The organism is Lawsonibacter sp. JLR.KK007 (genome assembly GCF_036941135.1).
Lineage (GTDB): Bacteria > Bacillota > Clostridia > Oscillospirales > Oscillospiraceae > Lawsonibacter.
In genome coordinates this window covers 53368-80157 of the sequence record NZ_JAYWSY010000002.1, presented here as the reverse complement: position 1 = coordinate 80157, position 26790 = coordinate 53368, and the positions used below count along the sequence as shown (strand labels likewise).

31 protein-coding genes are annotated in these 26790 nt (G+C 55.1%); 12 read left to right on the top strand and 19 right to left on the bottom strand.

What is annotated here, in order from left to right:
• The first annotated feature begins 398 nt into the window (after nucleotides 1-398).
• The 9 genes from VV088_RS10080 to gltS all read left to right on the top strand — a co-directional run bounded on the left by VV088_RS10080 (nucleotide 399) and on the right by gltS (nucleotide 10315).
• Nucleotides 399-1433 (top strand): hypothetical protein, encoded by a 1035-nt coding sequence (locus VV088_RS10080; RefSeq protein ID WP_334600555.1) that lies wholly within the window; start codon nucleotides 399-401, stop codon nucleotides 1431-1433.
• Between the two features lie 2 nt (nucleotides 1434-1435).
• Entirely contained in the window at nucleotides 1436-2602 is a 1167-nt protein-coding gene (locus VV088_RS10075) for a hypothetical protein (RefSeq protein ID WP_334600554.1), read from the top strand.
• 1 nt (nucleotide 2603) lies between these two features.
• A complete protein-coding gene (locus VV088_RS10070) occupies nucleotides 2604-3491 on the top strand; it encodes an ATP-binding cassette domain-containing protein (RefSeq protein WP_334600552.1) in 888 nt (295 codons plus the stop codon).
• Nucleotides 3469-4689: a hypothetical protein gene (locus VV088_RS10065; RefSeq protein ID WP_334600551.1), complete on the top strand. Its 1221-nt coding sequence runs from the start codon at nucleotides 3469-3471 to the stop codon at nucleotides 4687-4689. Before VV088_RS10070 ends, VV088_RS10065 begins: the two co-directional genes overlap by 23 nt.
• Nucleotides 4686-6686, top strand: a complete 2001-nt coding sequence (locus tag VV088_RS10060; protein ID WP_334600550.1) for a hypothetical protein — start codon at nucleotides 4686-4688, stop codon at nucleotides 6684-6686. The genes VV088_RS10065 and VV088_RS10060 overlap by 4 nt, the downstream gene beginning before the upstream one ends.
• A 235-nt stretch (nucleotides 6687-6921) precedes the next feature.
• Nucleotides 6922-7113, top strand: a complete 192-nt coding sequence (locus VV088_RS22750) for a hypothetical protein (protein ID WP_442913140.1) — start codon at nucleotides 6922-6924, stop codon at nucleotides 7111-7113.
• A 131-nt stretch (nucleotides 7114-7244) separates the two neighbouring features.
• Nucleotides 7245-7892, top strand: a complete 648-nt coding sequence (locus VV088_RS10050) for a GntR family transcriptional regulator (RefSeq protein ID WP_334600549.1) — start codon at nucleotides 7245-7247, stop codon at nucleotides 7890-7892.
• Between the two features lie 213 nt (nucleotides 7893-8105).
• Nucleotides 8106-9074 carry an aminopeptidase gene (locus VV088_RS10045; protein WP_334600548.1) on the top strand — a complete coding sequence of 323 codons (969 nt, stop codon included), beginning with the start codon at nucleotides 8106-8108 and terminating at the stop codon, nucleotides 9072-9074.
• Between the two features lie 53 nt (nucleotides 9075-9127).
• A complete protein-coding gene (gene gltS / locus VV088_RS10040; protein ID WP_334600547.1) occupies nucleotides 9128-10315 on the top strand; it encodes a sodium/glutamate symporter in 1188 nt (395 codons plus the stop codon).
• 320 nt (nucleotides 10316-10635) lie between these two features.
• Here the strand turns inward: gltS and VV088_RS10035 are convergent, their stop codons facing one another.
• The 6 genes from VV088_RS10035 to VV088_RS10010 all read right to left on the bottom strand — a co-directional run bounded on the left by VV088_RS10035 (nucleotide 10636) and on the right by VV088_RS10010 (nucleotide 15508).
• A complete protein-coding gene (locus tag VV088_RS10035; RefSeq protein ID WP_334600546.1) occupies nucleotides 10636-11610 on the bottom strand; it encodes a collagen-like triple helix repeat-containing protein in 975 nt (324 codons plus the stop codon).
• A 48-nt stretch (nucleotides 11611-11658) separates the two neighbouring features.
• Nucleotides 11659-12648 carry a BclA C-terminal domain-containing protein gene (locus VV088_RS10030; protein ID WP_334600545.1) on the bottom strand — a complete coding sequence of 330 codons (990 nt, stop codon included), beginning with the start codon at nucleotides 12646-12648 and terminating at the stop codon, nucleotides 11659-11661.
• 13 nt (nucleotides 12649-12661) lie between these two features.
• On the bottom strand, nucleotides 12662-13609 hold the full coding sequence (locus VV088_RS10025) for a BclA C-terminal domain-containing protein (RefSeq protein WP_334600542.1): 948 nt from the start codon (nucleotides 13607-13609) through the stop codon (nucleotides 12662-12664).
• 301 nt (nucleotides 13610-13910) lie between these two features.
• Entirely contained in the window at nucleotides 13911-14138 is a 228-nt protein-coding gene (locus VV088_RS10020; protein ID WP_334600541.1) for a hypothetical protein, read from the bottom strand.
• 20 nt (nucleotides 14139-14158) lie between these two features.
• Entirely contained in the window at nucleotides 14159-14443 is a 285-nt protein-coding gene (locus VV088_RS10015; RefSeq protein ID WP_334600540.1) for a branched-chain amino acid ABC transporter permease, read from the bottom strand.
• Nucleotides 14444-14566: 123 nt separating this feature from the next.
• Complete coding sequence (locus VV088_RS10010) at nucleotides 14567-15508, bottom strand: hypothetical protein (RefSeq protein ID WP_334600539.1); 942 nt, start codon at nucleotides 15506-15508, stop codon at nucleotides 14567-14569.
• 232 nt (nucleotides 15509-15740) lie between these two features.
• Between VV088_RS10010 and VV088_RS10005 the strand changes: the two genes are divergently transcribed.
• From VV088_RS10005 to VV088_RS09995, 3 genes are all read left to right on the top strand, one after another.
• Complete coding sequence (locus VV088_RS10005) at nucleotides 15741-16595, top strand: BclA C-terminal domain-containing protein (protein WP_334600538.1); 855 nt, start codon at nucleotides 15741-15743, stop codon at nucleotides 16593-16595.
• 13 nt (nucleotides 16596-16608) lie between these two features.
• Nucleotides 16609-17514, top strand: a complete 906-nt coding sequence (locus tag VV088_RS10000) for a BclA C-terminal domain-containing protein (protein ID WP_334600537.1) — start codon at nucleotides 16609-16611, stop codon at nucleotides 17512-17514.
• Nucleotides 17515-17611: 97 nt separating this feature from the next.
• Nucleotides 17612-18694 carry a glycosyltransferase family 2 protein gene (locus VV088_RS09995; RefSeq protein ID WP_334600536.1) on the top strand — a complete coding sequence of 361 codons (1083 nt, stop codon included), beginning with the start codon at nucleotides 17612-17614 and terminating at the stop codon, nucleotides 18692-18694.
• Nucleotides 18695-19040: 346 nt separating this feature from the next.
• Here the strand turns inward: VV088_RS09995 and VV088_RS09990 are convergent, their stop codons facing one another.
• The 13 genes from VV088_RS09990 to VV088_RS09935 form a co-directional block, all read right to left on the bottom strand.
• Nucleotides 19041-19427: a helix-turn-helix domain-containing protein gene (locus tag VV088_RS09990; protein WP_334600535.1), complete on the bottom strand. Its 387-nt coding sequence runs from the start codon at nucleotides 19425-19427 to the stop codon at nucleotides 19041-19043.
• Between the two features lie 39 nt (nucleotides 19428-19466).
• Nucleotides 19467-19697 (bottom strand): NADH pyrophosphatase zinc ribbon domain-containing protein, encoded by a 231-nt coding sequence (locus tag VV088_RS22745; protein ID WP_442913176.1) that lies wholly within the window; start codon nucleotides 19695-19697, stop codon nucleotides 19467-19469.
• Between the two features lie 356 nt (nucleotides 19698-20053).
• A complete protein-coding gene (locus VV088_RS09985) occupies nucleotides 20054-22678 on the bottom strand; it encodes a phage tail tape measure protein (RefSeq protein ID WP_334600534.1) in 2625 nt (874 codons plus the stop codon).
• Nucleotides 22678-23037, bottom strand: a complete 360-nt coding sequence (locus VV088_RS09980) for a hypothetical protein (RefSeq protein WP_334600532.1) — start codon at nucleotides 23035-23037, stop codon at nucleotides 22678-22680. The genes VV088_RS09985 and VV088_RS09980 overlap by 1 nt, the downstream gene beginning before the upstream one ends.
• Nucleotides 23031-23465: a hypothetical protein gene (locus tag VV088_RS09975; RefSeq protein ID WP_334600531.1), complete on the bottom strand. Its 435-nt coding sequence runs from the start codon at nucleotides 23463-23465 to the stop codon at nucleotides 23031-23033. Before VV088_RS09975 ends, VV088_RS09980 begins: the two co-directional genes overlap by 7 nt.
• Nucleotides 23455-23670, bottom strand: a complete 216-nt coding sequence (locus VV088_RS09970) for a hypothetical protein (RefSeq protein WP_334600530.1) — start codon at nucleotides 23668-23670, stop codon at nucleotides 23455-23457. Before VV088_RS09970 ends, VV088_RS09975 begins: the two co-directional genes overlap by 11 nt.
• Before the next feature lie 12 nt (nucleotides 23671-23682).
• Nucleotides 23683-23955: a hypothetical protein gene (locus tag VV088_RS09965; RefSeq protein WP_334600528.1), complete on the bottom strand. Its 273-nt coding sequence runs from the start codon at nucleotides 23953-23955 to the stop codon at nucleotides 23683-23685.
• 65 nt (nucleotides 23956-24020) lie between these two features.
• Nucleotides 24021-24875, bottom strand: coding sequence for a hypothetical protein (locus VV088_RS09960; protein WP_334600527.1), 855 nt, complete (start codon nucleotides 24873-24875; stop codon nucleotides 24021-24023).
• Between the two features lie 21 nt (nucleotides 24876-24896).
• Entirely contained in the window at nucleotides 24897-25310 is a 414-nt protein-coding gene (locus VV088_RS09955) for a capsid assembly scaffolding protein Gp46 family protein (protein ID WP_334600526.1), read from the bottom strand.
• Between the two features lie 172 nt (nucleotides 25311-25482).
• On the bottom strand, nucleotides 25483-25650 hold the full coding sequence (locus VV088_RS09950) for a hypothetical protein (protein WP_334600524.1): 168 nt from the start codon (nucleotides 25648-25650) through the stop codon (nucleotides 25483-25485).
• A gap of 6 nt (nucleotides 25651-25656) precedes the next feature.
• Nucleotides 25657-25959 (bottom strand): hypothetical protein, encoded by a 303-nt coding sequence (locus VV088_RS09945; RefSeq protein WP_334600523.1) that lies wholly within the window; start codon nucleotides 25957-25959, stop codon nucleotides 25657-25659.
• Nucleotides 25960-25965: 6 nt separating this feature from the next.
• Nucleotides 25966-26382 carry a hypothetical protein gene (locus tag VV088_RS09940; protein WP_334600522.1) on the bottom strand — a complete coding sequence of 139 codons (417 nt, stop codon included), beginning with the start codon at nucleotides 26380-26382 and terminating at the stop codon, nucleotides 25966-25968.
• Between the two features lie 128 nt (nucleotides 26383-26510).
• The gene (locus VV088_RS09935; protein WP_334600521.1) at nucleotides 26511-26660 is read right to left on the bottom strand and encodes a hypothetical protein; all 150 of its coding nucleotides are present in this window, start codon (nucleotides 26658-26660) and stop codon (nucleotides 26511-26513) included.
• Nucleotides 26661-26790: the final 130 nt, after the last annotated feature.

Here is a 26790-nt window from a genome sequence, read left to right as displayed (position 1 = left end):
GAAAACTCGGCGGCATATTTTAATTATATACCATGGAGCGTCCAGTATCAATTGTGCAAATTAAGGCGCTGCACGACAATCCCCGGCTTGCACAAGCAGCCAAGTTCTCCGGCAAGGCGGCAAAAGAGACTGTCAAGGAGAGCGAACGGCTATACCGTGGAGGGCAGCAGCGGAAACGCCTGCAGGATCAAGAGCGATCCCCTGACCAGCAGCGTGATCCGAGGTTACGGATTGAGGCCTTGGGATGAGACATCGGGAAGGAGTTTTGACAATGGGGAACTTTGACAGACGTTTACGACGGACTGCCGCCCAAAAAGTTGGGCGGCAGTCCGTTTTTCTTGACCGAATTTTGACCTTTGCCCGCTATGCTTAGTCCATCAAAGCAAAGGAGGCCATGTATGCGAAAACGATTGATTGCCGTTCCCCTGCTGTGCGGCGCACTTTTATCCCTCGCCGCCTGCGGAAACTATGCCATTCCAGACCGTACGCCCCTGCCGTCACAGTCTGCCGCCGCAAATCCGTTTGAGGAGGCGGAGGAGGATGCCGGATTTCTGGCAATGATCACCCACGAAGCTGTTTCGGCTGATTTCTCCGAGAGCGGGGAGCGTCTGCCATTTCCCTATGACGGCGGCGAATTTCGGCTGGACTACTGGTTTTCCCTCACCGGAAAGATGGATACGGTTGGATTTCTCCTGTTTCTGGACGGCCAGCCCCAGCCCTACAAGGTGAACGATACCACGGCGGAGTATGAGTACTGTCACAGCTTCCCCGCAGAGGGGGACCAGAGCGTTTCCTTCCTCTTTGAGCCTGTGACCGGCAGCGCCGGCGATACGCTGGCCCTGACGGTGGTGAGCATTACCAACCCGGACTTCCAGCCGGATATGGAATCCACCTCCAGCTATGGCTGGTATCATAAGACGCTGGATTCCCGTGTTGAATTGCAGTTCAACGCGGACGCCCCCGCCGCCCATTCAGACCTTCCGCCAGTCTGGGACATCTTTTCACAAAGCGAAGCGCGGGAGGAAAAGGTCACAGCGCAGTATGTGGAAAACGAGCTGCCCAAATACGGCTGGGGCGGTGTGAGCATGGACACGCTGGACAGCGGAATCTATTATACATTCTCCTGTGACGGCGGCATCACCTATGACAATCTGCGGGTTGCCGCTCCCGTTCCCCTGGAATTTACCATGTGCGGCACAGCCGGAACAAGTTACAGCATCGCTTTTTTCCTGGACCACCGGCCAGTGAAGCTTGGCGAAAGCACCTGCCGCTCCATTACCTTGAGCAAAGGCGGCGTCATGGAGCTTGAGGCCGTGATCGACCCGGACAAGCTGGGGCAGTTTCACACCTTTTACTGTGTGGCCGTCCCCCAGGACGGAGCCTCCGGCCCGTTCTTTAAGACCAATTCTATTTTATTGTATAAGGAGAACTGAACATGAAAAAGACATGCTGCATCACATTGGCGCTGATGTTTACCCTGGCGTTGTCCGCCTGCGGCAAGACGGATTCCCCGGCTCCTGCGGTGTCGGGAAGTGATCCCTCCGGCACTCCCGTGGTTTCTGTTCCCGCCCCTGGAGGACAGCCGGGACAGTCCCCCTCCTCCTGCACCTTCGACCCCGCCCTGTTTGGCGGCAAGCTCCAGAGCTGCGCCTATGCCGGGAACGGAACGCTCCTTGTGCTGGCGGACAAGCTGTACCTCTACGACACCGGGACTTCCTCGGTGCTGGCCACCACGGAAGCGCCCCTGCGCGACTTTGAAGCCCAGGCCATTGACGGGGGCTGCGTCCTGTCCGGCATGGGCGACAGCGGCATGATGGCGTACATCTACGACAGCTCCCTCGCTCTGAAGCAGGAGATCGCGGTGAATGAGCTGTTGCAGGGGGATTTTGTTGTCAGCGAAACCGGGGGCGTAGCGGCCTCCACGGACGGAAAGAAGCTGGCCTTCGCCGCCATGGGCGGGCTGTATCTGTATGATCTGGAACGCGGGAGCCTGACTACCCTCCTGGACGTGGCCCAAAACGCCGGAACAGCCAGCATTCGTGTTTCCATGCTGAACGGCGCTGCCTTTGCCCAGGACAACAGCCAGATCGTGTTCTATGGCAGCGGCAGCCCAATTCCCGCGGCAGACGGCGAGGAAGACGTTTCCATCTACGGGAGCATCGCCGTGGATGGCAGCGGTCTGAAGCTCACCATACCGTCCGGCTATGAAATGGACGAACTGCAGAGCAGCGTCAGCCGGTTGTTTTTCCCGCAGGTCTTTACCCAGGCCAATGGAACGCTGCTTTGGATCGACCGGGCAACAGGCAGCGCCAATACGCTGTCCTTTTCCGCCAGCGGTGAGGGCAAAGACGGCGTGTACAGCTCGGAACAGGGGAACTATGTGGCCACCGCCGCTCTGGGCAGCGATCTGACCGTTCGCGTCTATGACGTGGCCTCCGGCGAATTGGTGGCCGACGAAGTGATTGAGAATTCCGACCCCACATATTTCTACCGCATCCCCAGAATCTACCTTTTCGACGGGGCCAAGACCGCCGTAGTCGTTCTCGGAGGCAGTATCGACGAGCTTGATACGCTGGTATCCACGTTTGAGTTTGGAGCGTAACATGGAGATCACATTTGAATGCGTATCGAAGCAATACAAAAGAAAGTACGCGCTGAAAAACTTTACCGCCGTCTTGAACGAGGGCGTGTACGGTCTGCTGGGTGAAAACGGGGCCGGGAAAACCACGCTTATCAATACCTTTGTAGGCATTTTGCGCGGGGACAGCGGCACGATCCGGGTGAACGGCCAGGATGTGAGGACGCTGGGCAAAGCGTTCCTGTCCCAAATCGGCTATATGCCCCAGTATCCTATCTTCTATCGGGACTTTACCGTCAAGGATTTTCTGCTCTATATGTGTGCGCTGAAAGACATTCCCGCCCATGAAGGGCAGGACCGGATTTCGGAGCTGCTGGCCACGGTGAACCTGACGGATGCGCAGGACAAGAAGATCGGCGCGCTCTCCGGCGGTATGCGCCAGCGCGTCGGCATCGTGCAGGCCATGCTGTCCGACCCGAAGATTCTGATTCTGGACGAGCCTACCGCCGGTCTTGACCCCAGCGAGCGGATACGGTTTCGGAACCTGATCTCCCGGTTTGCCCAGGGCCGGACGATCCTGCTGGCAACCCACATCGTTTCCGATGTGGAGTGCATCGCCCGGGAAATCCTGCTGCTGAAACAGGGGACGCTGCTTATGCAGGGAACACCCGCCGCGCTGGAGCAGAACATTGCGGGCAAGGTGTGGAATGTAACCGCCGGGGCCGAGGACGCCGCGCTGCTGACCGATATGTACTGCGTCAGCAACATGAAGCAGGAGGGCGGACAGTTTACCCTCCGCATTGTTGAGGATGGATGCCCGATCAAGACCGCACAGCCTGTCCAGCCCAACCTGGAGGATGTGTTCTTGTACTATTGCAGAGGGGAACGCCATGATACGTCTGATACGGTATGAATTTATCAAGCAGTTCTGTAAACGCTCCATTCTGGCGCTCTTTGTGGTGTTCAGCCTGGCCAACCTGTTCAAAATCTATGGTGAATACAAATCCTACTCCTATCTGACAGACGGGAACGGAGCGCGGAGCTGGCACACGCTTCATTGGCGGCTCTATGAGGAATACCGGGGGGAGATCACCACGGAAAAGATCGAACGCCTGCTTGCGGTTTATCAGCCTCTTGTGGAGGCCACATCGGATATGACCGCCAGCACCGCCACCGATGACCCCAACACGATGACCGGGAACCTGTATAGCGACAGGAACCTGCTGGACAAGTATTTTGTGCAGCCCATGCAGTATTCCTATGAGTACAGCGGCCGGTCGGAGCAAGTGGCAAATAGAGCGCGGCAAAATGCCGCGTTCTATGGGGAACGGGGAGCGGTCTATCAGCAGAGGGAGAGCGGCGCGATCTATAACCTCTATGCTGGCCGCTCCATCCCCGTCTTTGCCTACCGGGAAATGTGCAATTACTATCTGAACTATGATTTTTCCATCGTCCTGACCCTCCTGCTCTGTCTCTATGGGATCATCGGAACCTTTGTGAGCGAACGGGAGACGCAGATGGATATGCTGCTGCTGGTAAGTCCCAACGGCGGCAGAAAGACAGCCCTGGCGAAAATCCTCGCGGCCACCCTGTTTCTGCTCCTGACCTCGCTGTGGTTTTCTCTCCTTGACCTGATTGGCTTTGCGGCATCGTTCCAGACCTTGGAGGGGCTGGCCCTGCCGGTGTTCGCAATTCCGAACTTTGCGGAGGCATCCGTCAATCTCAGCGTGGTTCAGTATGTCCTCCTGTCTGCGGCGCTCAAATGCGCCGGCGCATGGGTGATGGGGATGCTCTGGCTGCTGGTTTCGATGTTTTGGAACAATGCCCTGCTCCCCTTTGTCATGGGGTTGTCCCTCTGTATGGCGCTGACCGTCAGCGGAGCCGCCTGCGCCTACTCCAGTTTCTACTGGACAAAGGTACTGAACCCCTATTCTCTGCTGACAAACCGTGTTCTCCTGGGCAAAACGGAGTTTGTAAACCTGGGGGGATTCCCCGTCCTGACCTGGCAGGCCGCAATGTGGTTTGCTCTGATTGCGGGCCTGGCGGCTGCTGCTATGATGTATTTTCTGTCAGCGGAAAACTGTCACCGCTGTGTTCGGAGGGCAAAATGAGCGTTTTCTCTTATGAATGGAAAAAACTGATGGTCATGCAGCGGGGCCTGCTCTATATCCTGGCCGCGCTCCTGATCAGTACAGTTTGGCTGGCCGCGGCCGACAGGCCGCAGAACAGCGCGATGGAAGAATACCGCGAGGAATACGAGTGGTATCTGGAGCGGCTGGACGGGGCGTACACAGAGGAAAAGGCCGCCTGGCTGGAGCGGGAGGCCCAGGCCATCACGGAGGCCCGCTCTGCCCGCTCCCGGTCCCAGGAAAGCTATTACAGCGGCCAGATCACAGCGGAACAGTATGAGCGGCAGACTGCGGAGGCGGGCACGGTATTGGCCCATGAGCACGGCTTTGAAGCTGTGTACCGGCAATATTTATATATCTGCGAGAACACCAGCAACCGTTACTTTCTGAACACAAACGGCTGGGCGGGGCTGTTTTCCGCCCAAACGCTGGACTTCCCGCTGTTCCTTGTGATTTTGATTTTGGCGGCTGCGGTTTTTTGCTCGGAGTATAGCTGCCAGATGGATGCGCTTTTGCGGACGGCGACCCAGAGCCGCAAGAGCGCCAGAAGCAAAGCCGTCATGACCCTCTGCGCCGTGTTCGCTCTCTGTGGAGGGCTGGCCCTGATTCGTTTTGCTTTCTTCGGAATCAAATACGGCCTGCCCCACGGGGAGTACCCCGTCCAGAGCATCGCCAGTTTCGGGGGCAGTACAAAACATATCTCCCTGCTGGCCGCGTATCTGATTGTGACCGTCCTGCGCTGCTTTGGCTCGGTGTACCTCGCCGCCCTGCTGCTCTTTACCTCCGTTTTGGTGAAGAAATACGCTTTGACGGTGGTGATCGGGGTGGCATCTACCTTGATTCCCTACATCGGCCTGTCCAGGCAGATGTGCTATCGCCTGCCGCTGCCTCTGCCGTTCCTGCTGGCAACCGGTTTCCTGGAGGGAACTTCCTCCGTGGAGGATTCGTTGACAGGCGACCCCCTCGTGACGTTTTCGGAGCGTTCCCCCCAGGCGCTGCTGGCCCTGCTCGGCTTGTCCGCTGTGTGCTGCGCCCTCATGGTAGGGTGGGTGCTGCGGCAAAACACAAACTGCTGGCAGTCTGGAAGAAAGCACGTCCGAGGCTGCGGGGCTGCCGCGCTCTGCCTGCTGGTGCTGCTCTCGCTGTCCGGCTGCTCTGCCGCAGATTCCGCAAATGGGATATTCAATTCATCCTCACAAAGTGTGTCGGAAACTTACCGCGTAAGCTGCGATGACCAGACGCGAACATACGTGCTGGAAAACCGGGCAACCGGCGCTTTGACGGATTTGGCCCTCTCTCCGCTGTTCGGGGCCTTTTCGGATGGGGAATCCATCAAAGCCGTCTATATGGATGCCCCGTACATTTATTATATGGCCTCCCGCACAGAACAGTATGTGGATCGGGTCGGCAGCTACAACAGTACAGCCACCCAGGTGTCCATTGTCCAGCTTGATACAGAAACCTTTGAGGAACGGGTTATTTTTGAGAAAATAACAGACAGCGGGCGGTCTCTGCTGGGAATTGACTATACCGTGGGGGATACCTGGATGTTTCTGCAATACTGCTACGGCTTTTTCCTGAACGATGACAGTCTCTTTTTCATTACGAATGATGGAATCACGGAAGTGAGCAGGACGGTCCAGCGAACACAGGTGCTGGACATCCCCACCAGGGGGAATATAGCGTTTGATGGGCGGACCATCTACTTCATCAACGAACATTCTCTGCTGACAGCGTATGACACCAAGACCCGCAAAACAAGACCGTTTCGGAATGCGGTTGCTTATGACTTCTGCCTGACCGGCCAGGGGCTGTATTTTATCAACCGCATGGATTCCGACCGCGTTTATCTATGCGGCAGGGATGGTGTTGGCAGTCTGGAGGTTTCAAATGCCCCGGCCCTGTCTGTTGATTACAACGGTGAGAAAGTTACCATGGTTCTAAAATCGGACGGAAGGGAGGTGGTTTTTGAGCCGTGAGGGTACAGGAGCGCCAAGCATCCGTCCGAGCAAGGCGAAAACAGCGCGGCAGAAGGTTGATGACCGCCTATGCTTTGCGTGGCGTCATCTTCCTTCGGCTGGCTTTGATGATGGTCCTTATGGTATGCGGGGTGCTTTCTATCAGGGAGTGTCTGGCTCCTGCGCCTGCCAGTAAACTGCCTGATGGGAATGAGGTTACAATTTGGCGCTTGAGTAAGGAAACAGGTGAAGGGCAATGGAAAGCCCTTCACCTGTTCCTCGTTTGTGCGGCGAATGGGTATCGCTTGAAGGGGTAGAGGCCGCCGCCGCCAATGTCCATGATGTCATTGTGGAGGCAGGACTTCTGCGGGAAGATGACGAGGTGGTCTATGGGGACAGCGCCTACCTCGGGATCAAGAAACGGGAGAAAGAACCTGAACCGCTTTAAAAGTCTATTACAGGATATTTTCCGTGAACGGAGGGGGGAACAAAAAGAAATATCATATGTCTAAGATTGACTTCTGCAGCAGAAATAGAATATAATACAAAATATAATATTATGAAGAGGGTGGAGGCAATATGGAGCCTAAAGGCATCCACAAAATATCAAGGATACCATTGAATGAACATGTATATCGCACATTAGTGGAGTTAATTGTAAATGGTTCCTTTGCTGCAGGCACAGAATTAAAAGAGCAGCACCTTGCCAAACAAATGAATGTCAGTGCTACACCAGTGCGCGAAGCACTGAAGCGCTTGGCCAGTGAAGGACTTGTCGAAATTATTCCATATCGTGGCGCTGTAGTCCGTACATTAAATCAACGTGAAATTACTGAAGCATACGCTTGCCGTGAGGCCTTAGAGCATCTGGCCATCGCTGAGGCAATTGAGCATATGGAGCAGAAAGACATACAAAACCTGTACCAGTTCATTGAATTATATCGGAATGCAGGCGATTCAAGTGAAATTTTTTCAGCCAGTCAGCAATTTGATGATTACATCTATCAAATGACTCAAAACCGCACCCTTTGCGAGCTATTAGCCGTGCTGAAGGGAACGATCAGCCGGGATAAAAAGTATTCCTCTGCTAACATTGAACGGCGCTGCGCCATTTATGAGGAACATAAAGCAATTGTTGAGGCGATGGAAGCACGCGATATAACTCGTGCGCAAGACGCCGTCTCCAGACATATCAGAAACGGTCAAAGATTCATAGAAGGCAAATAATCGTAAGGCAGGGCACTATTTGCCCTGCCTTTTTTGTATGGATTGTACAAATGCTTGACCGCTTTTTTTCGTATATATGAGAAATCAGAGAATGGGGCTTGACTTCAGACTGAAATTGATTAAAATATATTCTATATTCTATAGAATATAGAATATATCGCTTCTCTTCTTATCTAGAGAGGCGATCAACTAAAATTGAGGAGGATGAAGGGAATGGATAACATTTATATGTCCCGTGGCGCAAGCAAGGTAGTGAATACTTGCGCCAAAATTCAAGCGGGGGAGCAGGTACTGATTGTAACTGAATTGTCCAGATTGAGCATTGCGCAGGCGTTGGCTGCTGAAGTCTATCGGGTAGGAGCAGAACCTGCTATTTGCATTATGGAACCTCGCAAGCAGGATGGTGAAGAGCCCCCTAAGGAGATTGCCGCTGCTATGAAGGCCAGCGACGCCTTCCTGAGTGTAGTAGGCACTTCTATAACACACACACACGCCGTGAAAGATGCCATCGCCGCCGGTTCCCGAGGACTTGTCCTCACTCACTTTACGGAGGAAATGATGATTCATGGCGGCATTGAGGGCGATTTTGAGCAAGCAAAAATTGTCTGTACTGCCATGGCCAAAGCAATGGCTGGGGCAGAGAAAGTCATCTTAACATCCTCGAGTGGGACCCACCTTGAATATTCGGCAAAAGGCCGCCGGGGCAATAGCCTGTACTGTATGGTAGAACCTGGACAGTTTTCCACCCTTCCCACCGTAGAAGCCAATGTTTCTCCCTTGGAGGGTACCGCCAATGGGATCATCGTAGCGGATGGAAGCATTCCATATATCGGTATCGGTGTACTGGAGGAGCCAGTCACCCTCAAAGTGGAAAATGGCCGTATCGTAGATATTTCTGGTGGGCGCCAGGCCAAAATGCTGGCTGACAACTTGGCTTCTAAAAATGACCCCAATGTCTATAATATTGCAGAACACGGGGTAGGACTCAATCCAAAGTGCCATTTTTGCGGTTTTATGTTGGAAGATGAAGGTGTCTTTGGTACCTGCCATATTGGAATTGGCACTAGCATTACGCTCGGCGGCGTAGTAAAAGCAGCTTGCCATTATGATGTTATTATGAAAAATGGCACTATCGTAGCCGATGGGAAGACATTGATGGAGCATGGCGTACCAAAGGTGTAGTTGAACTGCATATCAAACACTAACCTACTTTTAAGCGGAAAGGAGATATTCCGATGTTGGAAATCAGTTTAAATGTCTATTACACGATTGCTCTGGCTATTGTAGTCTTAATGGCCGGCGATTTTATTAAAAAGCACGCTGAGGTTTTACGCAGATTTTGTATCCCCACACCCGTCATAGGTGGTGTCCTCTTTGCCCTTTTGATTACCATTTTAAATATGTCCGGTGTGTGTAAAGTGTCTCTCAATAGTTCTTTTAATGAATTTTTCAGTCTTCTGTTCTATGCAGGTATTGGCTACACGGCCAGTTGGAAACTACTGAAACGAGGAGGCCCGCAGGTTATTCTGTTTTTAATTCTTTCCTCTGTTTTGGTAGTCTTACAAAATGGACTGGGTGTTATCGTTTGCAAGCTTATGAACGTTGACCCTTTAGTTGGCTTGGCTTGCGGCTCTATCCCTATGGTGGGCGGCAACGGTACCGCTGCTACTTGGGGTCCCACTCTGGAAAAAGCCGGTCTGGCGGCTGGAACAACTGTTGCTACCGCTGCTGCCACGTTTGGTTTAGTGGCCGGCACCTTGCTCGGCGGACCCATCGGCCGTTTCTTGATTGAACGTAATAAGTTAACCCCCAATCCCGATGTCACGAATATGAAATTTGGTTCCAGTGAAGAGAAAATTCCTGTCAATGAGAAACGGCTGACCGCAGCTGCCTACCAGGTTCTGATTACGATAGGCATTGGAGCCTTAGTATCCGCTATATTGGAAAAGACCGGTTTGGACTTCCCTGCCTCCGTGGGCGCCATGGTAGCGGCCGCCATCCTGAGAAACATCGCTGACCACACCGACAAATTCGACCTTAAGCTTCCCGAGCTCTCCATGATTTCCAATATCTCTTTGTTGGTTTTCCTTGCACTGTCTATGATGACAATGAAACTCTGGCAGCTCATCGATTTGGCTCTGCCCATGCTGGTGATCCTTGGCGCTCAAATGGTGCTGATCGCTCTCTTTGGTATCTTTGTCACATTCCGTATCATGGGAAAAAACTTTGATGCCGCCGTGATGACCGTTGGACAAACTGGCTTTGGCTTGGGGGCAGTACCTACAGCTATGGCAAATATGCAGGTTATCGACGCTAAGTACGGCTCCTCTCCCAGTGCATTTTTTATCGTCCCGTTGGTTGGCAGCTTGTTCATCAATCTAGTCAATACTGGTATCATCACTGTTTTCCTGAATCTTGTATAATTTAACGCTCCTACATTAAAAAACGGCGCAGCTGTCTGTTACTTGAGATAGCTGCGCCGGTATTGTCCCGATAGGGGAGGGGTACATCTTCAGTACGGTTCTTTCCATTCATATATCCCTGCAAAACAACGATGCAGAGTAGGGAGTATGAATTTTGGAGTTACTGCCCGAATTTGAAATTGAGGTCTCACTTTAGTGCCGGAACCTGTTGCGATGCAGCAAGTTCCGGCGATTTCTGTTCTTCTTCAGGCGTCTTTGTTATATTTTTATGGCTTTACTTTTGTGGTTCACACCGGTTTCGTTGTTCCAAAGCCTATGCCTTAGCCCAGGCGGAGCATGAACAGGGAGGCCCCGGCAGACTGAGCCGGCAGCACGACCGGCGTGGCGCTGATCACCCGCAGGGAGACTCTGTCGTCCTTGCGCAGCGGTACCAGGACCGTGCCGGAGAAGTGGTTTGCGGCCAACTGCGGAGTCATGACAGAGGCTTTATTGACCTCATTGTTGATTACGATCTGAGCAGTGCCTACCACCGGCGTGGAGGGATTCAGGTTGTAGGAAATCTGGAAATACCCGTCTATTTTCGCAATAAACTCGCTGCTGGCTGTATCGAAGCCAATATCTGTGGAACGCGTCCCGATATTCGGCAAAGGCACTGTGACACCTAATAGGCCGTCGCTTAATGGATCGGGGAGGACGGTGCCTCCCGTGGAATTGTCAACAAAGGCGTAGGTGGCTGTGATGTTAGGGCCGGTGGGTCCCGTGGGGCCGGTAGGCCCCGTGGGTCCATCCATGCCTGGGGAATATCGTCCGGCAGGCCCCGTTGCACCGGTGGGGCCGGCAGGGCCGGCAGCGCCCGTTGCACCGGCGGGGCCAGTGGGACCGGTGGCTCCCGTCACTCCTGCCGCTCCTGTCGCGCCAGCGGAGCCGGTGGGGCCAGTGGCTCCGGTAGGTCCGGCAGGGCCAGTGGGACCGGTGGCTCCAGCGGGGCCAGCGGGACCCTGTGCGGGGGTGGTATCCAACGCGCACTGCATCTTGGATTTGAGGAAGAGCTGGTTCTGCGCGGCGGTTTCCAGCAGATCCTTAACACTCTCATTGGTGTTCAGCACGTCTTTTACGGTAGCGGCGGGGCCGCTGAGGCCAGGCAACGTGCCAAGGATATATTGCAGCTTTTCGCCCTCAGCGTTCAGGATATGGCTCATTCCTAACTCCTCCATCGCAATGGAGGAAAGAATCTGATTGACTGCGTCTTCCCGCTTGATGGGCGGGTCAATATTGGGAAAGCTGGGCAGAGACATAAAATAATCCCCTTTCTAAGTGGGTGTGCACAGGAGGAATGTGCCCCTTCATGACCCCTCTTTCAGCAGGATGATACTCAAAGAAGCGCCTGCCAGGGTGACAGTTTGAGCTTTTGGAGAGAGCCCGGGGAGGGGGGCCGCGCACAGCTGGAGCTGGAGTGTCTCACCGGCGTTCATAAGATGCACATACTGATTCTCAAAGCTGGCAGTAGGAGCCGCAGGGATAACTGAAGAAGTGGTTCGCGCCATTTTGTTGATCATCAGCTTGGTCCCTACCTGCGCGGGCTTGGTGAGATTCACGCGGTAAGAGAGCAAATAGACGCCTTTTTTGTTCACCTGAAACACGGTGTTCTCCGGGTTGGCAGTAATATCTGCGGACATGACCTGAGCATCCGGCAGGGGGATCGCAGCACCGGAATAGGCCGGCACATTGATGTCAGGCCCTTGGGTGTTGGCGGCGAAGGCCGCGGCAGCTGTGGGGTTGGGGCCGGTGGCCCCGGTGGGTCCGGTAGCTCCAGTGGGACCGGTGGCGCCATTGCGAGCCTCGCCTTCCGCGGTGACACCCTGCGGACCTGCGGCCCCGGTGGGGCCTGCCGCGCCCGCAGCCCCGGCAGGGCCAGTGGGACCGTCCGCTCCGGTGACCCCGGCGGCTCCGGCAGGACCGGCAGGGCCATCCGCACCGGTGGTCCCGGCAGCTCCTGCAGGTCCGGTGGGACCAGCAGGTCCAGCAGGTCCGGCGGGACCGGGAACGGTGGGGGCCTTCAAGGCCGCGCCCAGCTTGGAGGACAGCATCATTTGCTGCTCTATGATGCCGGACAGTGTGTCCTTTACGCTCTGGTTGACCCGGAGCACCTCATCCTGCGAGGCCGCCTCATCCAGACCGGGCAGGGTCCCCAGGACGTATTGCAGATTTTCGCCCTGGGTGTTGAGAATGTGGCTCAGGCTCAACTCCTCGGCGGCGATGGAAGCGATAATTTCGTTCAGACTCCCCTCGCGGCTCAGAGGAGGATCGTTTTTGGGAAATGTGGGCATTGACATAAAGCGTTCCTCCTTAACTCAACCGGACGATTCTCAGGGACGCCCCCACAGGAGCGGGCAGCAGCACAGTACCAAGCGGATTATTGAACATCTGCAAGGAAACTTCGTCGTTATTGTCCAAACGCAGCAGGACCTCGTTGGAAAGCCGGTTCAGGGACAGGGATGCTATCCCCCCCACGGCGGACCCTTCCCTTGGTTCGCCGTTGACCAGCAGCCGGGCGCCAGCGGTCAGGGCCTTGTCGGTATTGATGACATACCCGACCTGATAGACCCCGCTGGTCTTCACGGTGAACTTGGTGTTGTCTGGGCTGATGGTGATGCTCTTGGCCTTTACCTGGTTGCTCGGCAGAGGCACCAGGCCATTCACAGGGATCGCGGCTGCGCCGGTGTTAGCGGCATAGGCATACTCGATGATAATGGGGCCGGTGGGGCCAGTTGGACCAGTGGGGCCGGTTGGCCCGTTCTTGCCGGCCAGATCCGGTCCGGCAGGGCCTTCTGGTCCGGTCGCGCCGGTGGGTCCGGTGGGACCAGTGGGTCCGGCAGGTCCGGTAGGGCCAGTGGCCCCGGCAGCCCCGGCGGCGCCGGCAGGACCGGCAGCGCCAGTGGCGCCAGTGGCACCAGCCGCTCCGGCGGGTCCGGCGGGTCCGGTCGGGCCGGAGGGCCCCTGCATGGGAGATGCCTCCAGCGCCTCCTGCATTTTGGACTTCAGGAAGAGCTGGTTTTGCACCGCGGTCTTCAGCAGGTCCCGGACGCTCTCGTTAGCGGTCAGCACCTCCTCCACGGCAGCGGCAGGACCGCTGAGGCCAGGCAGGGTGCCAAGGATATATTGCAGCTTCTCGCCCTCAGCATTGAGGATATGACTCAGGCCGAGTTCCTCCATGGCGATGGAGGAGAGAATCTGATTGACTGCGTTTTCCCGCTGGATAGGCGGGTCAATGTTGGGAAAACTGGGCAGAGACATAAAACAATCTCCTTTCTGAATGAGGGCGCGCGCCAGGGACGCGCCAGCACAACAGCAGGAAAGACTCCTTACCAGCGCGGCCCTCGGCACAGTTTATGTGTCTGCCAGCTGGCGGGTTCTTTCTAAAACCCCTCTGCTCAATTTGGCCTGGATTGGCCCCCAGCTTTTGGAATTTGGATGTATGAGCTAGTTTGAACCAAGAATACACAAATACACCCGTATCTATTGCGCGCAATAGATACGGGACGTTCATACAGCGTATAAAATAGAACCTGAAACAAGCCTCTTTTGGTGATCCGGCTCAATTCGCCGGATCACTCATGGCCTTTTTGACGCTCTCCGCATCCACTTTGCCCTCCGTGATGATGTAGGATACCACAGAGGCCATCGATACCACAGCGCCTGCTACGGAACTGATGGTGCTCTCATCCAACTTGAACACCATGGCCAGTCCGGTGACGACACCTGCGATCGCCGCCCACAGCTTGCGGGAGCTCAGCTTGCGCTTCCAGTCGATTTTACTCATCATTGATCGCTCCTTCCTGCGAATTAATTCTCCTCATCGTGGGCGGCCTGGTTGAGGTGCTCCTCAATCCGGTTCATGGCTTCGGTGACCGGACCGTTGCAGCCCTGGTCCTTCAATCCCTGCAGACAGGCCAGAAGGCCATAGCAAATCAGGGTCTGCTCCTTGCGGATCGCTTTCAGCTCCTCGTGCTGCCTCTTGCTCCGCTGGACAAACTTGAAGCACCAGAGGATCACACCGCCGATCACACCCAGCGCGGTCAGGAGCTCCGCTAACTTAATCAATGTATTTGCATGAATGGTTACTTCCACGTTCAGCCCTCCTCTCCGGCGCCCAAACTGGATATAAGACCGGCTGTACAGGCTGGCTGTTCAGCCGGCCAGAGTCATTCTTTGCCCGAACGCCTTGACGTATCAAGGCGTTCGGTTTTTTCGCTAAAGTTCTACAATATCCATCAACGCCCGTTCGACGCACAGAGGCGTTTGCGAATCCAGCGTCAGAGACAGCGCCGCCCCGCATCCGCAGCTTGCGCAGGGGTGCAGCACCGCGACATGGTGCAGGGTTTGAGGACCATGTGTCAAGCGCTGTAATGGGAGGCACAGCGGCGGTGTGTCCGCGAATGCGCCGCAGGGCGATTGGCTGAGCAGGATTCTGCCGGTCCCTTCTGCCGGGGAAATTGCACAGACATTCAATGTGTACTGGACCACATAGCTTTTTCCCGGATTCAGCTGGATCTGCCCGGGGGCGCGCCCATCCCAGCAGATGTTTCGTCCCGAGCGGCTCCGCTGCCGCCAGAACAGGTGGCTGCCCGGCTCCCACCGTATTCTCTCCCGCTGGCCAACCAGCTGAAGGGCGCTCTTTGCGCAGGACAGCACCTGGTATGGAGCCGGACGGGCCGGAGACCAGGGAACTGCGTATTGCGGAGAGGAGGGCATCGGACAGACAGGGACATAGGGGGGCGGCGGGGCCGGCGGAGTCGGGGTCGTGGGCTGTGACGGGGGTGTGGGCTGCGACGGGGACGGGGGCTGCGACGGGGACGGGGGCTGCGACGGGGACGGGGGCTGAACCGGGAACGCCGGCTGGGAGGGCTCGGGCGGATGCGGGACAAACTCCAACACATGGTCCAGCTTGTTCTTCAACAGCATCTGGTTGTGCGTCACGGCCTCTATCAGGGCAGTAATGCTTTTGTGGGCGGCCAGCACATCCTGGGAGCTTGTTCCAGGCAGCGTTCCCAGGATGAATTGCAGATGTTCACCCCCGGCGTTGAGAATATGGCTCAGGGCAAGCTCCTCCATGGCAATGCAGGCGATAATCATAGTCAGAGCTTCTTCCCGTGTCATATCCGCTCCGTTTTTGGGGAAGGAAGGCATAGACATATTCAAAAACTCCATAGCGCATCCCGGCGAGGCCGGGACTGAAATATGCGGCAGGATATCCGTGCCGCCGTCCTACCCTATGACAGTGGAGACCATTTGGTTCCGGCTGGAACACGCCGGCGGGCCGGCACATATAGTATTGCGGGTGCGGCGGCGGCAGAGCGCCTCTCTTCCGCCGCCGCACCTGTGTGCTTCACAACGCACTTCTTAAAATGAAAGGAGATTCTCAATTATGTCTCTGCCCAGTTTTCCCAATGTAGACCCGCCGATTCAGCGGGAAGATGCGGTTAATCAAATTCTTTCCTCCATCGCTATGGAGGAACTCGGCCTGAGCCATATCCTCAACGCCGAGGGCGAGAAGATGCAGTATATTCTTGGAACTCTGCCCGGCCTCAGCGGTCCCGCCGCCACGGTGAAGGATGTGCTGAACGCCAACGAGAGCGTCCGCGGTCTGCTGGAGACCGCCGTGCAGAATCAGATTTTCCTGAAGGGGAAGATGCAGGGCGCTCTGGACGCCTCTCCCATGCAGGGCCCCACCGGCCCCACCGGCCCCACCGGCCCCCAGGGTCCTGCCGGTCCTGCAGGCGGCCCCGCCGGCCCCGCCGGAGCCCCTGGAGCCGCGGGCGCCACCGGCCCCACCGGCCCTGCCGGCCCCACTGGTCCCACCGGACCCAATGTCACCGCCACCAACGCCTATGCCGCCAGCACCAAGGGCGCGGCGTTCACGGTCCTCATGGCCGGAACCAACGTGGCTCTGCCCGACGCCCAGACGCTGTCCCCCGACATCACGGTCAACGGGGCAAACGACACCTTCACCGTGGCGGAAGCCGGACGGTATCGGGTTTCCTATAATATCAACTCTGTCACGCCCCTGACCCTCGGCGCCCGGCTGATGGTCGACGGCACGGAAATCGCAGGCTCCAATGTCATGCCCCAGACGACGCCTCTGAGCCGCCTCGCCAACGACATCCTGGTGGATCTGCCGGCGGGGGCCAATGTCTCCCTGCAGGTGTACGGCTACGCGGGCCTGGTGACCCTGCTGCCCAACTCCATTGGGGCTTCCCTGTCCATGGTCCGCTTGAGCTAAGGAGGGGTATTTTATGTCAATGCCCACATTCCCCAAGAATGATCCCCCGCTGACCCGAGAGGGCAGCCTCAATGAGATCATTTCCTCCATCGCCGCCGAGGAGCTGAGCCTGAGCCACCTCCTCAACGTGGAGGGCGAGAAGCTGCAGTACGTCCTGGGCACCATGCCCGGTCTGGACGGGGCGGCCTCCCTGGACGAGGTGATGCAGGTCAACAAAAGCGTGAAGGACACCCTGTCTGGCATCATGGAGCAGCAGATGGTGCTGACCTCCAAGCTGGGCGCGGTGCTCAAGACCCCCACCATCCCCGGCCCCGAGGGTCCCATGGGCCCCGAGGGTCCCATGGGGCCGGAAGGCCCTGCCGAGGGCGAGGCCGGTCCCGACGGCCCTGACGGCCCCGCCGGCCCCGAAGGGCCCGCCGGTCCAACCGGCCCCACCGGGGCCCCGGGACCCAACCCCACGGCCGTTGCCGCCTACGCCGCCAACACCCGGGGCAGCAGCGTCGGCTTCGGCGACCTTGATTTCATCGCCTTTCCGGATGTGTCGGTCCTCTGCCCGGAGATCATCTTGGGCGACACAAACACGGTGCCCGAGGGACACTCGGTGTTCCAGGTGCGGAAGGCGGGCACCTATCAGATCTCCTACCGTGTGACCCTCAGCGCCCCCTCCATTCGGCCGGTGGGGACCCGGCTGTGGATCTCCACCGCCGACGACTATGAGGGCGTCATCGACGCCACGGTGGGCGCCCGGCAGTTTGAATGCACGCTCACACTGGCCCTGCCGGCGGGCCCCACGATTGAGCTTCAGGCATACTCCCCGACCGTCAATATCCCCGGTGTGGGCAACCTCCCCGCCGTGGACAATGTCCAGCTGGCCAGCGGTTCGGGCGCTTCTATGCTCATCGTTCGGCTGGGCGATTAAGGACGCCGCAGTCCCTTTCCCGAACAGAATGGAACTCCCGCCGGTAAAACCGGCGGGAGTTCCTCAGCAAATCAATCCAATCAAAGGAGGCCGCGATATGGTGAGTATCAGCCTATGCATGATTGTAAAAAACGAGGAGGATGTGCTGGCGCGCTGTCTGGACAGCGCGGCGGAGCTGGTGGACGAGATCGTCATTGTGGACACTGGCTCCACCGACCGTACCAGGGAGATCGCCGCCCGCTACACGGACAAAATCTTCAACTTCCTCTGGCGGGACGACTTCGCCGCCGCCCGAAACGAGTCCTTTTCCCACGCGTCCATGGACTACTGTCTGTGGCTGGACGCCGACGACGTACTTCTTGAGGAGGACCAGGAGAAATTCCGAGCCCTGAAGGAGGAACTGGACCCCGGCGTCTCGGTGGTCATGGCCCCCTACCACACCGGCTTCGACGAGAGCGGCCGGGTGACCTTCTCCTACTATCGGGAGCGGCTCATCAAAAACCGGGCCGGTATGAGCTGGGTCGGAGCCGTCCACGAGGTGGTTCCCTCGGTTGGGACTGTTCTGTACGGGGATTTTGCCGTCACCCACAAAAAGACCCGCCCCTCAGACCCGGACCGAAATCTGCGTATCTATCAAAGTCAGCTGGAGGCGGGAAAGGAGCTGGAGCCCCGCCAGCAGTTCTACTATGGCCGGGAGCTCTACTACCATCACCGCTGGGAGGAGGCCCTGGAGGTCTTTGAGGCATTCCTGGAGGAGGGCCGGGGGTGGGTGGAGAACAACATTGACGCATGCTGCCACTGCGCCTACTGCCACAAAGAGCTGGGCCGCGGCCAGGCGGCGCTGGCGGCGCTGCTGCGCACGTTCACCTATGACCGGCCCCGGGCCGAGGTCTGCTGCGACATCGGCCTCTGGTTTTTCCAGCGGGAGCAGTACCGGCAGGCCGCCTACTGGTACGCTTTGGCCCTCACCTGCGCCCGTGACGACCGCCGGGGCGGCTTCGTCTCCCCTGACTGCTACGGCTATCTGCCCTGTATCCAGCTGTGCGTCTGCTACAGCCGCCTGGGCGGCCTCCAAAGAGCGGAAATGTTCAACGAGCTGGCCGCCCTCTATAAACCCGATTCCCCTGCGGTCCTCCACAACCGAGCCGTCTTTCAAGCCTTGTCAGCACAGACTGCGTAACTCGGGAATGCATATGTTTGTCATTGTGTTCGCACAGTTGGAGCGAGAGACAGGAGGCTCGATAAGGTACAATAATTTAGTTCAATATTCGGGTGTTCCACCATGCCCCACAGTAGCCGCTAACAGTTGCAATTCAACGTGTTCAATATTTAGGCCGCTCACAGTAGCCCACAGTAGCGGGACGGACTTATAACACCAATGCAACAGTGAACAAATCCTTGAAAATCAACTTTTAACGAGCAAAAGAGAATCCCCGCTATGGCTCCGAAAAGCCATTGACGGGGGTTATGTGATCCCAAGGAAACCAGCGGAACATGATCCCAGTTAGATAGCATTTCACCGGAAATCACTCATTCTGATTCAAAGCTATCCCGGTGTAATCGGAAAACAGTTTTGGACTAATATAGTAATCCCATACATAATGATCTAATTCAACCGCCGCCCCGATAGGAAGCACTTTCTGTTGTAAACCTTGCTGAACAAATTTAACAGATTTGCCCATCAGCCAAGCAGCGTGTTCCACCGTCAGCCTGGGGTTATATATTTTGAAATCCTTACCGCCCTCTATGTATTTTTTCAAATCAGCTTCATTGATGTAATAGTTCCACCTTTTCCCACTCCCCACAAAGGCGTAACCAAATGGTAAAATGCCACGTTGAAGCCCCATCCTGATAAATTGTTCTGTTTTTCCAAGCTGTTCCGCCGCCTGTTTGACTGTTATTTTCTCACTCATATTAGTTTCCCCTTTATAGTATAAATTGAAGCTTAACTTTCAATCCCACAGAATATTACTAATCAAATCCGTTTCCGCCATTGGCTCCCGGCATGACGGACAGATCATTTTCATCCCCCGCCTGAATCGGTGCATTTCCTTCCCACAGCTATCACAGAATTGGTGGTTTCTGATCTTCAGGGCGTGGGAGGAAGATGTAACCCGGATTCTGCTGTCCAGCTTCAAACAGGTGGGGCATTGGTACAATGCCCATTCCACATCTACCGCCATAGCAAGGGCCGGGGTTGTTTCAAGGGCCACTCTCGCTTCCGGGCCAAAGTCACCGGTCAAAACTCTTGCTTGCGCCTTTTCCCGTTCAGTTGGGGCCGTAAATCCTACCCCGGTCAGATATTCTTCTTCATGCCCACAGTGCGGGCATCTGTAAATATATCCTTTGCCCACTTTTCAGGCTCCCTTCAGTTGGATTGAATATGTTCAGTATAACACAGCATCGGGCAAAAAGGAACCCCGGCCCACTCCTACAATGGGCCGGGGGTGAAGTTAAAACCAGCATGACCAAAGAAAAGCTGATGGAATGGCCCATGGTCAAGGGGGCGCACGTGCTTTTTCATTAGGTGCATGAACCATTATTCATGTACCCCTTCCGCCGAAACATCCAGTTTTTCCGCAAAGTCGAAACAGAAGGCTTCCATAACCCCATCAAGGTCAGTGTCCTTGGAAATGTGGTTTTCGTTGTGCTGTTCCACTTTGATTTTCGCCGTGGTGTAACGGTTGATTGCTTCCCGTTCGGCAATATCTTTCATCCACGCCAAATCTTCATCCATATAGTCCAGCGTGTCAGCGGCGGCGGCAGTATTGGCGGCGGTGTCCCCGGTGTTGCCATATACCCCATCCAGGGTGTTTCCAAGATTAAAAGCGTCCAGGGAATCCAGGCCCATTTCATCCAGGGTGGGGGTCTTGAACAATCCGCCGATGGTATCTTCAATTCCTTCACCGAATTTGTACCCAAGATCAAAGGCTTGCCCGTACTCGAACCGGCCCAACTTCATATCATCGGCGTTCATTTTCTCCATGACTTCTTCGCCCTTGCCAAAGGTTTCATCAACCCAACCACCAAGGGAATCACGCCAGCCTTGAACCGATCCGGCCAAATTGGAACCGAAAATGGCATCAATGGCACCGGCCAAAGTCTGAAGTACACCAAGAACCGTGTCCGCCAAATCAAAGAACAGGCGGGCCACGGCTCCGACAGGATCAGTGAATACGTTTCCGATGAAGTTTGCCACGGTGGCAACCAAATTGTAGATCAGCACGAACACGTCAACGGCGATATTCCACAGGGCCACGAACAGGTTCCCGATGAAGGCCAGCGCCGCCATAAATGCGCCGCAAATTATACCGGTGGCGGAAACGCTGGTTCCGGCAAATTTGTTGACCGCCGCCACGGCGGCATAGAACGCCGCCACAAGGGCGATCACCAGCATGACAACCCACATAATGGGACAAGCGTACAGGGCCGCATTTAGGCCGTTTTGGGCCGCTGTTGCCGCCGCCATTGCGCTTACTTCTGCCCCTGTTGCCGCCGCATGGATATACGCCGCCGCCGCTGAAGCTATTTTCAACCCTTTGGAAATAGCTTCCAAGGTGTTCACAGCCATCTGCCAGCCATAATAAACGGCCAGCGCCCCGGCAATCCCCAAAATAATTGGCCCAATCCAGCCCCAATTATCGGCAAAGACGGAAGCCACGTCCAGGGCGGCGGTGGCAACCCAAGTCAGCACAACGATCAGGGTGGAAAGGCCATCGGAAAACCACGTCAAAAGCTGTTCGATTTGCGGGAATCGGGTGGTGAAGGCATCAAAAAATTGCAAAACAGCGGGATAAATCCGGTTTCCCAATACTTCCCGCATATCCCCAAGGGTGTTGTTGAACTGAATGACTTTCCCTTCAGGGGTGTTGGACATGGCTTCATACAGGCCGTCCCAACTTTCCGCAATAATGCTATTGATCACGGTTGCCGCCCGCATATCTTCCGACATGGATTGATAATCAGCGCCCAAGGCTTCCACATATTGGGCATGGGTGGCGGTGCCTTCAATCACGGCTTTTTGGGCATCCGTGAATTCAAAGCCCTTCTTGGTCATAGCGTCATAGGCACCGGTCATGATCTTACCAAGATTGGTGGCATAGTCCACCATGGCGGTTGCATCAATAGCCCCGCCCCCGGTCATGCCCATGGCGTAATTGGAAAGGGTGTCCATCATGGACATAATGGCTTCAGCGTCCGAAAAGTAGGTGGCGAATTCAGCGGCACCGGCAATCATGGCTTCATCACCGTAAATGCCCCGGCCCTGAATTTCAGACGCTTTGGCGGTGATAGCGTCATAGGCGCTGATTGCTTGGGAATTGTCCACGGCTACATTGGCGGTGATCGTGTTCCCGTCCATGGCGTTGATGAAATCATCATAGGCCGCAACCGCCCCGCCCGTGTTCAGGGCCAGGGTGGCTTCCAGGTTCCCCGGCTGATCCGGCCCATTCAAAAGAAGGGTGTTCTGAATGGTGTTCCCGTCCGTCCGGTTAGCCCAATCGTCATATTCCATGGCGGCTTGCATGGCTTCCCCATTGTCCAGATTCAAGGTCGTGTCAATGGCCGAACCATCAAGCCTATTGGAAACCCGGTTGAACCGGTTTAAGGCGTTTATAGCATTGGAAGTGTCAACAATGACTTGGGGACTGTTCAACGCTTCCAAATTATTTTCAAGGTTATTCAGGGTTTTTACTGCATCCCCGGCTTCCACGGTCACGGGGACTTCAACATCTTCAACACCCATGTTTGCCAAAACCGCTTTTAGCTGGTTTTCGGCGTTGCGTTGGGTGTCGGCCAGCTTCATATTTTCTTGCGCCCATCCAAGGGCCGATTTCACCCCGGCGATACTCACCACGGTTGCCAAAATGCCCTTCAGCTTGCTTCCCAAAGAATCAGCGGCGTTGGCTCCTTCCCGAACACTACCGTTGAACTGATCCTGGGCCTGTTCGGCTTCCCGGATGTTCTGTTCCATCTGATCCAGTTGACTTCCGGCCCTTGCCAATTCTTCACGGGCTTCCTGAATGGCGGAAGTGTCGATCACGTTCCCGGAAGCGTCTTGAACCGCTTCAAAACTGTTCAGAACAATATTCAGGGCATTGTCAATATTCCGCAATACGGGGGTCATGCCGTCATACAGGGACAGGGCGCTTTTGATTGTAGCCATTATGTAACACCACCTTTCTTGATTTTTCGGCGCTCCAACTCTACCTTCAGGCAATATCGATAAACCGCCGCCGCTGGGGTTTCGGCCAAAACCCGGCCCTTTTTGGTGATTTCCTTTTTAATTTGCTTTGTGGTCAACTTCATAGCAATCACTGAATTTTTTTGAAGGATTTCATACCACTTGAAATCTTTGTTCAATACTACAACCCCATTGGGGGAAATTTGGCTGGGCAAATGCTCCAAAGGGATTGCCGGATCAGGCTTATAATCGATTTGGGGAATCAGCGGAATCAGGGAATATCGAACAGCCCACAGGTTTTCGTTGATAATTTCGATGTTGGGGTTTTCATGTTTCAGCATGATTTTTCACTATCCTTTGTGCTTCCCAAAATTTGGTTTAGCTGGTCAACACCTTTCTTGCGATACCTGAATATGGTTTGATTCTCATAAGCCAAAGTTTCGCACACATCGGGATATGGCATCAACTCACATCCCGAACCGATCAGCCCATAGCGCAATTCTATGACTGTCCGGGCGGTAGTGTCTGGAATCAGCTTGATCAATGCCACAGCCTTTTCCCGTTGTGTAGTCAGTTCATCAATACGGCCTTGTATATCGCCCTGAAAGGCCGCTATTTTGTCTTTGGTGCGCCGGGGTAGGTCAATACCCGTATAGGGAACAGGGGCCGCTATGACGGCTTGCAAGCGCCTTATCAGGCGTTGCGCCGGAACCAGGGAATCCAGCATGATTTCAGCCGGGGACAAATCAACCATAAGATCACCGTTCACTTTCCATCAACAGGGCTTCCAACTCATCCAGCTTGGTTTGAAGTTCAGATGTTTTAATCACGTTCAGCGCCGAATTGCAAGCATAGAGAAGGGCGTTTCCCCTTTTGGGGTCTATCTCACCATTCAAGATCATGTTGCCGATCCGGCCTATACTCCGGCGAATGTCAGCCGGGGTGGATAGCTTCAAGGTTTTTCGCCGGGGCATACTCTCACCGCCTTACTGGTTCAGATCGTCAATGAAAATCACGGCATCTTCAACCGTGTTGGGGTATTCGTCCGCCAAAGCCTGAAGCGCATCCACGGCGGCTTCCATGGTGTCATGCTCTGTAAAAATCTGCCGTATACCGTTAATCTTGCCGCCGCATAGCTGGCCTTGTGCCGTCCATTTCCCGGTATCTGGGTCATGGCTTACGAACCCCATAAAAAAGCGTTCTGCGTTCCGCTGGGCGGCTTTCCTGGCCTTGATAATTAACCGGTCTACTCTATCCATAAAATGCCCTCCATAGGCTCACAGAGGGCCGCACAGGGCGTTTCCCCATGCGGCCCCATGATGGGTTATTCTTTTGCTTTGCTGACGGGCTGGGCCTGATAGTAGATAGCTTTGGCCTTGTTATCCAGGACGAAGGCATCATAACAGATACGACCTTCAACCAAAGAACCGCTGATCCCCGGCGCATCTTCATGCACTTTGTATTCAGACAGTTTTGTGGGAGCAACGGTGGCGCACGGATGGGCAATCATGAAGCCAAAACCAGCGGGAAGCCGGTTGGCGGGAACTTTGATCACTTTGGCCCCGTCCATCATGGCAATAACGCCCTTCAGGCGCATTTCATTACCAACATCGGTGATCATTTCGATCCCATCGGACAACTTCATCAGAAGATAAGTGTCAGGCGTTACCACCAATATTCGGCCCGTTTCGGGAACCTCGGCATTGTCCAGTTCGGTGTTGGCCTTCAGGATTTCGCCACAAATGTTGTCCTTGGTCAGGGCAACGGCAGTAGGCTTGTGACCTGCATTGGCGCACATCACGCCATAGGTGTGGGTGTCCACTTCCGGGATCACCACTTCACGAATCTGTCGGGCCAGAGCAGAACCAGCCGAAAGCTGGGCGGCGGTTTCGTCCTCATCCAGTTTGTCAATGGCAAACGTGAAGGAACGATCTTTCGTCAGGGTAAATTCTTCAGTGGTTGCATCAAGGCCCTGAATTACACCATAGCGGGAAGCGTTGCCGCTGGAACCATCACGGTCATAGTCAGACATGGCGGCGGTGGAAATCTTGTAGACCTTTACAGTCTTGGCCCCGTCAAAGTCAAAATCAGTATTGGTCAGTTCGGATTTTTTGCTTTCCGTAGAGAACAATTCATCCACATACGGAAGAAACTTGGTAATCAGATTGATTGTAGCCATTTATGGCACTTCCTTTCTTGATCAGGAAAGCCCCATAGCCTTTCTTATCTTGGAATCGGTTCCGGTTTCTCTCGGCATGGCCAGGCCAGATTCAGTGGGCTTGGCACCGTAGAACTTGCGGGGCGGGGCTTCCCCTTTGATTTTGTCGATCACACCCTTCAGGGTGTTAATGGCCTTCTTCATGGCTTCCGAGCTGGACACGTTCAAAGCGTCCGCCAATTCCACGGGAAGGCCCGCTTTGGTCAATTCCTCTTTGGCGGTCAACAGCAATTCACGCTGGGCCAACTGCTGTTCCCTTTCAGCAAGGGCGGCTTCCCCCTTGCGCTTTTCGGCGGCAAGGCGTTCGCCCACAATACGGTTCACATCGTCTTGGCTGAAGGTCTTTTCCCCGGCTCCACTCTCCGGGTTGGTGTTCGTGGTCTTGTTTTCATCCATTTTGAATACCTCCGTTTAACGTCCAGAGTGGACTAATATAGAAAAAAGCGTGGGAACCGTCCATAGCAGACAGTTCCCACGCCGTTTTCGCACAGCTTCCACCGCAAGGGGTGGGGTACTTTGATAGGTCGATTATACCACATAGGGGGTAGGGGGTCAAGCCCAAACCGGACTATTTTACAGGCTTTCCGTGGTTTTTAGTGGTGATATACACGTTATTATAGGGGGGCTTGCCGGGTGTATTCTTGATTTTTACGGGGGGTAAATTTCCCTCCAGGAGCGTCACGATCCGGGCCTTTGTCGCTTTTTCTTCCGGTTCGTAACTGATATGAATCTTCATAGGCGATCACTCCAACGGTGGGAAGATCAACGGGTGGATCGTGCTAATAATCTGGCTGATCTCCTTGTCCCGGATGGTGACGATCTCCAACAGCGTTTCGGACAGGTGCGCCGCCTGTTCCCCGGCCTTCTCGTCACCCTCCATAGTCCCATTCCAAGTCAGAACGCTAAGGACGCTGAGATCGTGCTTCAAGCGTTCCACCTTGCACGAAAAATCATTCAGCGCGTCCAGGGTTTCCCGGCTCACGCCATAGTCCGGGGCATCGGCCACAAACTGGGCCATCTTCATTGCAAAATCAGTTCTGTCCATTATGTACTACCTCACTTTCTGTTGGGCGGCATAGGCCGCATTGTCTCTCAGCATCGGACGAATATCAACCACTTTGGGAGTGGTGGGCTTGCGGCGCTCTGGCGTTTTCGGCTTGATAGAAACATCAGGAAGGGGATCAACCTTCATTCCGGCTTCTTTACTCATGCGGCGCAATTCCAAGAGATTTGCGTATGTAGCCACAAGGCAGAACCCCCGGTAGGAAACGAATGGTTCACAAAGGGACATTTCAGGATCACCGAAAAGAAGAAGGTCAATATCACGTTCCCCACAGTGAAACGCCCATTCAAAGGCGTTATTCCCGAAAAGCCTGATAGCATCGGTAAAGGTAACGCCCTCTTGGTCATAGAACAAGATAGCGTGTTCGTCGAACATCAGCTTGACTTGTTCAGCGTTATACAACATTCTGAATCACTTTTCCTTTGACTGGAGGGGCGATCCATGGTAGAATCATCATAGATCACCCCTTGGTGGGTAGGTTCCGGCTCCTATGCGTCAGCTTGTGGAAGGGTGTGACGCATGGGGGCTTTTTATTACTGGGCCTGGGCGCTGTCCAGCTTCTTCAGGTTTTCGGCAATCGCCACAATTGCACAGCGGCCATTTGTCCACCATGCACAGCCTTCCCGCTCACAGTGGGGCATATTGCAATCAGGGCCGCACATAGGACACCACTTTTCTTCCATCAGGGTTTCACCGTCCTTTCTGTTGAAATTAACTTTTCAAGGCTTGCCGGGTGCCGGGTGTCGGGGACTTTCAGCCTTTTCTAAAAACCTATGGTTTTATAAAAAATAGTAATTTACCATTTTTATTTTT